Genomic DNA, 8448 nt, shown 5'->3' with positions numbered 1-8448 from the left:
AGGACGTCTCCGATCCGCAGTGGAAGGATGACGCCGGCATGAAGCAGTTCCTGGACTTCATGGCCAAGGACTTCCCCGAAGGCGACAAGCTCGACGGCGGTACCGTCGTCGGCTACGGCGTGGCCCAGACCCTGGTGCAGGTGCTGAAGCAGTGCGGCGACGACCTCAGCCGCGAGAACGTCATGAAGCAGGCGGCGAGCCTGCGCAACTTCCGCACCGAGATGCTGTTGCCCGGCATCAGCATCAATACGTCTGCGACCGATTTCGCGCCTGTCAGCCAGCTGCAGCTGATGCGTTTCAAGGGTGAGAAGTGGGAGCTGTTCGGCGACGTGATCTCCGCCGACGTCGGCGGCTGAGGCGCCCGCGGTCGGCGCAAGCACGGCCCCGCAGGCTCGACCTGCGGGGTTTGCCTTCGGCATCTTGGCCGGGCTAAGGAGACGAGACGCCTCCAGCCTTGCGGGAATTCGATGATCGACCGACGTCCACTCTTGCGTGCCATCTTCGACGCCGCCGTCGCCGCGGCCCATCCCGACGTGGTGCTGCCCGCGTTCCTGCCGGCGTCGCCCAAGGGACGGATCATCTGTCTCGCCGCGGGCAAGGGCGCGGCCGCCATGGCGGTCGCGGCGGAACGCCATTACCTCGACACGCTCGGGTTCGATCCTGCGAGGCTCGTCGGCATTGCAACCACCCGCCACGGCCACGGCGTGCCGACCCGGCGGGTGAAGGTGATCGAAGCGGGCCACCCGATGCCGGACGAGGCCGGGCTGAAGGCGGCGGACGATACCCTCCAGCTGGCTGCGAGGACCGGGGCCGACGACCTGATGCTGGTGCTGATCTCCGGCGGCGGCTCCGCCAACTGGGTCGCGCCGGCGCATGGCGTCAGCTTCGCACAGAAGCAGCAGCTGACCCGGGCGCTGCTGCGCTCGGGCGCGCCGATCGGCGAGATGAACACGGTGCGCAAGCATCTGTCGCGCATCAAGGGCGGCCGGCTGGCACGGGCGGGTCAGAAGGCCGAGATCGTGACACTCGCGATCTCCGACGTGCCGCACGACGATCCCTCGGCCATCGCCTCCGGACCGACGGTGCCGGATCCGACCACGCTGGCGGATGCCCGCGCGATCGTCGCGAAATACAGGCTCGAGGTCGACCCGGCGATCGCGCGGGCGCTCGAGGATGCCGCCAATGAGAGCTGCAAGCCAGGCGATCCCGCCTTCGCCCGGGCCTCGTTCGAGCTGATCGCGCGGCCGGCGAGCTCGCTCGCGGCGGCCGTCGCCAGCGCCAAGGCGGCCGGCTACGACGTGCTCGACCTCGGCGCCGATCTCGAGGGCGAGGCCCGCGAGGTGGCCGCCGATCACGCCAAGCTGGCGCGCGAGGCCCGTTCGCTCGGCCGCCGCATGGCGATCATCTCCGGCGGCGAGCTCACCGTGACCGTGCGTGGCCAGGGCCGCGGCGGGCCGAACCAGGAATATGCGCTCGCACTCGCCGACCTGCTCCAGGACATGGAGGGCGTGGCGGCGCTCGCCGGCGACACCGATGGCGCCGACGGCGGCGGCGGCAGCGCGTCCGATCCGGCCGGCGCGCTGGTCGACGCCGCGGTCATCGCGGCGATGCGGGCCCAGACTCTCGATCCGCAGGCCTATCTCGCCAACAACGACGCCACCGCCTTCTTCGCGGCGACCGGTGGCCTGCTGCAGACCGGTCCGACGCTGACCAACGTCAACGACGTCAGGGTCATCCTGGTCGATTGAGGGCGCGCCCCGGCGCGGTTTCAGAACTCCTCCGCGATCTTGGTGAGCATGCCAAGCAGCGCCTCGCGCCCGTCAGGGCCGAGCAGCTCGTTCAGCCGCGCCTCGTGCTTGGAGACGACCAGCTTCTTGGCGCGGGCGAGCACGCCCCGGCCCTTCTCGGTCAGCATCAGGATGTGAGAGCGTCGGTCGTTGGCCGAGCGGACCCGGGTGCAGAGGTCGCGGCTTTCCAGGCTGTCCAGCAGCGACACGAAATTGGGCCGGAGGATGCCGAGGGTGTTGGCGATCTCGGTCTGGTTGCGGCCGGGATTGGCGTCCAGCAGCAGCAGCACCGAGAACTGCGCCGGGGTCAGCTGCAGCGGCGCGACGCAGCGCAGGAAATCCTCGAACACCTTCAACTGCGCCCGTTTGAGCACATAGCCGAGCAGATCCGAGAGCTCGCCGAGCTGGACCGCTTGCGTCTCCTCGACGGCTACGGCAGCTTCCCTGCGGCCCTCCCGCTTGCTGACGGGCTTGGCGCTATCGGACATCGCGATCCGCCAAATTCATCTTTGCTTCCATCCCTGGTCTCGAATGCCGCAGCCGGAACAGCGGCCTTGAGATTATAATCGATAATTGTTATCCACTATACCAAACACGGGCAGCCATTCAACTGCTCCGACCCGCCGCGGGCGCAAGGCTCGGGGCGAGCGGTCGCCACAGAGGGGGAGCGTCCTGTCTTGAACACAACGATCTTGCTGTTCCTGTTGCAGGACGGCATTACCAACGGCGCGATCTACGCCCTGCTCGGGCTGGCGCTGGTGCTGGTCTTTGCCGTCACCCGGGTGATCCTGATCCCGCAGGGCGAATTCGTCACCTATGGCGCGCTGACCTACGCCTCGCTGGCCGCCGGCCGCATGCCGGGCACCGCCAAGCTTGCGGTCGTGATCGGCCTCGTCGCCTTCGCCTTCGACCTCTATGCGATGCGCAAGACGCTGCACGCGCCGAAGATCGCGCGCGCCTTCGCCCTTCACGTCGCCTTCCCTGTCGTCGTGCTGCTCGCCAGCATGTGGGCGGCAGACCAGCGCATGCCGGCCGGCGTGAGCCTCGTGCTGTCGCTGCTGATCGTGGCGAGCATCGGCCTGTCGCTGTATCGCATCGTGTTCCAGCCGCTCGCCCACACCTCGGTGCTGGTGCTGCTGATCGCCTCGGTCGGCGTGCACCTGGCGCTGCAGGGCCTTGGCCTGCTGTTCTTCGGCGCCGAAGGCCAGCGCGGTCCGACGCTCCTGACCGCCAGCGCGACGCTCGGCTCGCTCCGCTTCACCGGCCAGGGCATGGCGGTCTACGGCATCACCGTTGCGTTCATCATCGGCCTCTGGCTGTTCTTCGGCCTGACGCTGTACGGCAAGGCGCTGCGCGCCACCGCGGTCAATCGTCTGGGCGCCCGCCTGGTCGGCATCCGCACCACGCTGTCCGGCCAGATCGCCTTCCTGCTGGCCTCCACCATCGGCGCGCTCTCCGGCATCCTGATCGTCCCGATCACCACGCTCTATTACGACACCGGCTTCCTGATCGGCCTCAAGGGCTTCATCGCCGCGATCATCGGCGGCCTCATCAGCTATCCGCTGACGGCCGTGGCCGCGATCGTCGTCGGCATCGTCGAGGCGTTCTCCTCGTTCTACGCCTCGAACTTCAAGGAAGTCATCGTCTTCACGCTGCTGATCCCGGTCCTGCTGCTGCGTTCGCTCGCCGCGCCCGCGGTCGAAGAAGAGAAGGATTGAGCCGTGCGCGAGCGTTGGCCTCTCGTCATCTTTGCCGTCATCGTCGCGGCTGTTCCGTTCATTCCGGGCATGCCGCCGTTCTGGATCGTGCTGCTCGACAATATCGGCCTGTCCGCGCTGGTGGCGATGGGTCTGGTGCTGCTGACCGGCGTCGGCGGTCTCACCTCGTTCGGCCAGGCCGCCTTCGTCGGCTTCGGCGCCTACACGACCGCGGTGCTGTCGGCGCAATACGGCGTCTCGCCCTGGCTGACCCTGCCGCTGTCGCTGCTGGTGTCGGGTCTCGCCGCCGTGCTGCTCGGCCTCGTCACGGTCAGGCTGTCGGGGCATTACCTGCCGCTCGGCACGCTCGCCTGGGGCCTCGGTCTCTACTACCTCTTCAGCAAGCTCGCGTTCCTCGGCCGCAATGACGGTGTCTCCGGCATCCCGCCGCTGTCGATCGGCAGCCTCAAGATGCTCGATCCCGGCACGATCTATTTCGCGATCTGGGCGGCCGTGCTGATCTCCGCCCTGCTGACGATGAACCTGCTGGACTCCCGCACCGGCCGCGCCATCCGCGCGCTGCGCCGCGGCCACATCGCCGCCGAAGCGTTCGGCGTGTATTCGCCGCGCGCCAAGCTCCTGGTGTTCATCTACGCGGCCGTGCTCGCCGGCCTGTCGGGCTGGCTCTATGCGCACTTCACCCGCGCCGTGAACCCGACGCCGTTCGGCGCCCAGGCCGGCATTGAATATCTGTTCGTCGCGGTCGTCGGCGGCGCCGGCTATGTATGGGGCGGCGTGCTGGGTGCTGCGATCGTCGTGGTGCTGAAGGAGGTGCTGCAAAGCTATCTCCCGCTGCTGCTGCATGGCGAGGGCCAGCTCGAGACCATCGTGTTCGGCATCCTGCTCGTCACGCTGCTCCAGCTCGCACCGACCGGCCTGTGGCCGTGGCTGACGGCGCGACTGCCGTTCAAGCCTGCCGCCAAGACGCCGGACACCTCGATCAAGCTGCCGGCGCGCGAGCGCTCCGCAGGCACGCCGAACGTGCTGCTGCAGGTCGACAATGCGCGGAAACAGTTCGGCGGCGTGGTCGCGGTCAACAACGTCTCGTTCGACGTCCAGGCCCGCGAGATCGTCGCGCTGATCGGCCCCAACGGCGCCGGCAAGAGCACCACCTTCAACCTGATCACCGGCGTGCTGCCGCCGACCTCCGGCAACATCTCGGTGCTCGGCAAGGCCGTCGGCAACGCGCCGCCGCAGGACGTCGTCAAGCTTGGCATTTCCAGAACCTTCCAGCACGTCAAGCTGGTGCCGGACATGACCGTGCTGGAGAACGTCGCGATCGGCGCGCATCTGCGCGGCCATTCCGGCGCGCTCTCCAGCATGTTCAGGCTCGACCGCGCCGACGAGGCCAAGCTGCTCGCGGAGGCCGCGCGCCAGATCGAGCGCGTCGGGCTCGGCGACCAGATGCACCAGCTCGCCGGTTCTCTCTCGCTCGGCCAGCAGCGCATCGTCGAGATCGCCCGCGCGCTGTGCGTCGATCCGATGCTGCTGCTGCTCGACGAGCCGGCCGCCGGCCTGCGCCACATGGAGAAGCAGCGCCTCGGCGCGCTGCTGCGCGACTTGCGCGCCGGCGGCATGTCGGTGCTGCTGGTCGAGCACGACATGGGCTTCGTCATGGATCTCGCCGACCGCATCGTGGTGCTCGACTTCGGCACCAAGATCGCCGAGGGAACACCAGCCGCGATCAAGACCAATCCCGAGGTGATCAAGGCGTATCTCGGAGCCACCGCATGAGCACCCTGCTGGAAGTCACCGACGCCCATGTCTCCTACGGCAAGGTCGAGGCGGTCCGCTCGGTCTCGCTCACCGTGGCCGAGAACGAGATCGTCACCATCATCGGCGCCAACGGCGCCGGCAAGACTACCTTGCTCAGCGCCATCATGGGCGTGTTCCCGCTCAAGGGCCGCGTGGCATTCCTCGGCGAGGACCTCGCGCGCTACGAGATCGAGGACCGCGTCGCCCGCGGGCTTTGCCTCGTGCCGGAACATCGCGAGCTGTTCGCCACAATGAATGTCGAGGACAATCTGCAGCTCGGCGCTTTCAGAATGAGCAAGGCGCATGCGGCGCGCGGCTTCGAGCATGTCTATACGCTGTTCCCGAAGCTGAAGGAGCGGCGCAAGCAGCTCGCCGGCACATTGTCGGGCGGCGAGCAGCAGATGCTGGCGATGGGCCGCGCGCTGATGGGCTCGCCGAAGATGCTGATGCTCGACGAGCCGAGCCTCGGTCTCGCCCCGATCATCGTCGCCGGCATCTTCGAGATCGTCGCCAAGCTGCGCGAGGAAGGCGTCTCGGTGCTGCTGGTCGAGCAGAACGCCAAGGCCGCGCTGCAGGTCGCCGACCGCGCCTATGTCATGGAGCTCGGCGAGTTCGTGCTGAGCGGCAAGGCCTCGGAGATCGCCACCGACCAGCGCGTCGCGGCGAGCTATCTCGGCTTTGCCGACGCGGCCGCGAGCTGAGCCGGGCCTACCTACAGGGGGACGCTGTCTCAGGATGGCGCCTCCTTCGACAAGAGAAAGTCGACCATGACGCGCTCGAGCGCCCGGTACATGTCGATGCCGGTCGCCGTCAGGCAGCCGCGCTCGCGCGCGGCGGCGATGAACGGCGAGGTCTCCGGCTTGGTGATGACGCAGCCGCAATAGGCTGACGGGCTGACGGTTGCCATGTCGACCGGCAGGGGATCACCGGACTGCATGCCCGCCGGGCTCGCATTCGCGACCATGTCGAATCCGCTGGCATCGGTGCTGCCGACGACGGCGCGGCCCTTGCCGCGCTCATTGAGGCGCGCGATCAGCGCATCGCGGCGGCCCGGATCGCTGTCGTGAATGGCGAGCTCGCGGACACCCGCATCGATCAGGGCCAGCGCGATCGCCGAGCCGGCACCGCCGGCCCCGATCTGCAAGGCGCGCACGCCGGCGGGGTCGAAGCCGGCCGCCGTCGCCGCGCCGACGAAGCCCAGACCGTCGACCATGTCGCCATGCCACCGGCCGTTCGCGCCACGCCGCATCAGGTTCACGGCGCCGATGAAGTGCGCGCGCTCGGTCGCCGTCGCGCAGGCGCGATAGCAGGCGAATTTGTGCGGGATGGTCGCGACGATGCCGTCGAGGTTCTTTACCCGCGTCATGGTCGCCAGGAAGTCAGCGAGGTCGGCCGACGCGACCTGGACCGCGACGAGGATCGCATCGCTCTCGCGATCCGCGAAGGCTTCGCTGACACCGGCCGGGGCGCGCACCTGCGCGATCGGATCGCCGATGATGACGTGGAGCCGGGTGGCGCCGGTGGGGGCGAAGATCATCGCTGGCCTCCAGAAAACTTGAAAACTCTTCGTCCAAATGGCCGAAAGGCCGGCTCACCGAGCCGGCCTTTCTCAATCGTGGATATGGTATGTCCGTTCACTTCGCCGGGACGTATTTGCCGTCCTTCACGGTGAGAATGATGCGGGCGCGGTCGTCGAGGCCCGAGCGGTCCTTTTCGGTGAAATTGTAGACCCCCTGCGAGGCCGCCATGTCCTTCTCGGTGAGCAGCGCCTGGCGGATCGCCTCGCGGAACTCCGGCGTGCCGGGCTTGGCGGTCTTCAGCGCCACCGGGATGACGCGCTTGAGGATCTCGAAGGCATCGAACGAGTGGCCGGCGAACTGGCTGCGGCTGTTCGGGCCGTACTTGGCCTCATAGGCCTTGTTCAGCTCGAGGCCGGGCGCCTTGGTCAGCGCGCTGTCGTCCTGCGTCTCCGGCGACATCACCGGGCCGGAGGCCATGATCACGCCTTCCGCCGCCTTGCCGGCGATACGGATGAAGTCCATGCTCGCAGCACCATGGGTCTGATAGATGAGACCCGTATAGCCACGCTCGCGCAGCTCGGTCTGCGGCAGCGCCGCCGCAGTGCCGGAGGCGCCGACCAGGATGGCATCCGGATTGGCGGCGACCAGCTTCAGCACCTGGCCGGTCACCGACGTGTCGGGACGCGCGAAGCGCTCCTCGTCGGCGATCGTGATGCCCATCGGCACGGCCTGGGTCTTCAGATCGTTGAACCAGAGGTCACCGTAGGAGTCGGAGTAGCCGATATAGCCGACGGTCTTGATGTTGTGCGCCTTCATGTGCTCGTAGAGCACCTTGCCCATGATCGGCACCGGCTGCGGCATCACCACCGACCACTTGGCGCGCTCCGGGGTCACCGGGAAGGGCGCCAGGCCAAAATGCGGAATGCCGGCCTCGGCGGCGACGTTCGCCACCGCGATGGTCGGCGGCGTGATCGCCGAGCCCATGATGATGTCGGCCTTGGACTCCGTCACGAAACGGCGCGCATTGGTCGTCGCCGTGGTCGGATCGCCGCCGTCGTCGAGCACGATCACCTTCAGCGGCACGCCGCCGATCTCCTTCGGCACGAACTCCAGCGCATTGCGCTCGGGAATGCCGAGCGCGGCGCCCGGACCCGTCGTGGTCGTGGTGATGCCGATGGTGATCTCGCTGGTCTGCGCCAGCGCCGGCGCGGACGCGAGCATCGCAATGACGCCAGCCGCCGCCAGATAGGCCTTCCTCATCAAATCCTCCCTCAGTCTTTTCGGTTCAGCTCGTGATCCGCCGATCCTGCTTGCAGTTCCACCCCTGTCCGGGGTGCCTTCCAACACGGCCGGCCGATGTGTGTCCCAACGTGATCATAGCATTGAACACGAGAAGATCACGCCTCACCAGTCGACCAAAGCACGACAGCTGAACATCCTTAAGACCGCCGCGTGTCGCACCCATTCCTGCGCCTCATTGTCCGAGGAATTTCGCCTTCATGTCCTCGGGAAAAGGCGCCGATTTTAATTTGTCCGGATCGGCCGGATCGCGCCCGACAAGCACCCGGGTCTCGAACCCTTCGATCGCCAGCGCCTCGCCCTTGAACACCTTGTGGGTCACCTCGAAGG

The 8448-nt window shown here is 67.6% G+C and carries 7 protein-coding genes and 2 pseudogenes; 5 read left to right on the top strand and 4 right to left on the bottom strand.

Annotation, left to right across the window (positions count from 1 at the left end):
* Both BRAS3809_RS16335 and BRAS3809_RS34380 read left to right on the top strand, forming a co-directional pair.
* Window positions 1–356: pseudogene (locus BRAS3809_RS16335) on the top strand (ABC transporter substrate-binding protein); the annotation flags it as partial.
* A gap of 111 nt (window positions 357–467) precedes the next feature.
* Window positions 468–1748 carry a glycerate kinase type-2 family protein gene (locus BRAS3809_RS34380; protein WP_008963217.1) on the top strand — a complete coding sequence of 427 codons (1281 nt, stop codon included), beginning with the start codon at window positions 468–470 and terminating at the stop codon, window positions 1746–1748.
* 20 nt (window positions 1749–1768) lie between these two features.
* Here BRAS3809_RS34380 and BRAS3809_RS16330 read toward each other — a convergent pair whose 3' ends face one another.
* Window positions 1769–2275, bottom strand: coding sequence for a MarR family winged helix-turn-helix transcriptional regulator (locus tag BRAS3809_RS16330; protein ID WP_008963216.1), 507 nt, complete (start codon window positions 2273–2275; stop codon window positions 1769–1771).
* Between the two features lie 189 nt (window positions 2276–2464).
* Here BRAS3809_RS16330 and BRAS3809_RS16325 point away from each other — a divergent pair, with 189 nt between their 5' ends.
* From BRAS3809_RS16325 to BRAS3809_RS16315, 3 genes are read left to right on the top strand one after another with little or no spacing between them, the layout of a single operon-like run.
* On the top strand, window positions 2465–3505 hold the full coding sequence (locus BRAS3809_RS16325) for a branched-chain amino acid ABC transporter permease (protein ID WP_035656462.1): 1041 nt from the start codon (window positions 2465–2467) through the stop codon (window positions 3503–3505).
* Window positions 3506–3508: 3 nt separating this feature from the next.
* Entirely contained in the window at window positions 3509–5278 is a 1770-nt protein-coding gene (locus BRAS3809_RS16320) for a branched-chain amino acid ABC transporter ATP-binding protein/permease (protein WP_008963214.1), read from the top strand.
* Entirely contained in the window at window positions 5275–6000 is a 726-nt protein-coding gene (locus BRAS3809_RS16315; RefSeq protein ID WP_008963213.1) for an ABC transporter ATP-binding protein, read from the top strand. The genes BRAS3809_RS16320 and BRAS3809_RS16315 overlap by 4 nt, the downstream gene beginning before the upstream one ends.
* Before the next feature lie 29 nt (window positions 6001–6029).
* Here the strand turns inward: BRAS3809_RS16315 and BRAS3809_RS16310 are convergent, their stop codons facing one another.
* The 3 genes and pseudogenes from BRAS3809_RS16310 to BRAS3809_RS37350 all read right to left on the bottom strand — a co-directional run.
* On the bottom strand, window positions 6030–6836 hold the full coding sequence (locus tag BRAS3809_RS16310) for a shikimate dehydrogenase family protein (protein ID WP_008963212.1): 807 nt from the start codon (window positions 6834–6836) through the stop codon (window positions 6030–6032).
* A gap of 97 nt (window positions 6837–6933) precedes the next feature.
* A complete protein-coding gene (locus tag BRAS3809_RS16305) occupies window positions 6934–8079 on the bottom strand; it encodes an ABC transporter substrate-binding protein (RefSeq protein ID WP_008963211.1) in 1146 nt (381 codons plus the stop codon).
* Between the two features lie 214 nt (window positions 8080–8293).
* Window positions 8294–8448, bottom strand: a pseudogene (locus BRAS3809_RS37350) (acyl-CoA thioesterase); the annotation flags it as partial.

Origin of the sequence: Bradyrhizobium sp. STM 3809 (assembly GCF_000239795.1) — a bacterium.
Taxonomy (GTDB): Bacteria; Pseudomonadota; Alphaproteobacteria; order Rhizobiales; family Xanthobacteraceae; genus Bradyrhizobium.
The sequence above is the reverse complement of the archived record's forward strand: the minus strand, read 5'-3'. Positions and strand labels throughout refer to the sequence as shown.

What these genes read in the sequence shown, in the direction of transcription:
- BRAS3809_RS34380 (WP_008963217.1), top strand. Translation starts at nt 468, where the DNA reads ATGATCGACCGACGTCCACTCTTGCGTGCCATCTTCGACGCCGCCGTC.
- BRAS3809_RS16305 (WP_008963211.1), bottom strand. Translation starts at nt 8,079, where the DNA reads ATGAGGAAGGCCTATCTGGCGGCGGCTGGCGTCATTGCGATGCTCGCG.
- BRAS3809_RS16310 (WP_008963212.1), bottom strand. Translation starts at nt 6,836, where the DNA reads ATGATCTTCGCCCCCACCGGCGCCACCCGGCTCCACGTCATCATCGGC.
- BRAS3809_RS16330 (WP_008963216.1), bottom strand. Translation starts at nt 2,275, where the DNA reads ATGTCCGATAGCGCCAAGCCCGTCAGCAAGCGGGAGGGCCGCAGGGAA.
- BRAS3809_RS16315 (WP_008963213.1), top strand. Translation starts at nt 5,275, where the DNA reads ATGAGCACCCTGCTGGAAGTCACCGACGCCCATGTCTCCTACGGCAAG.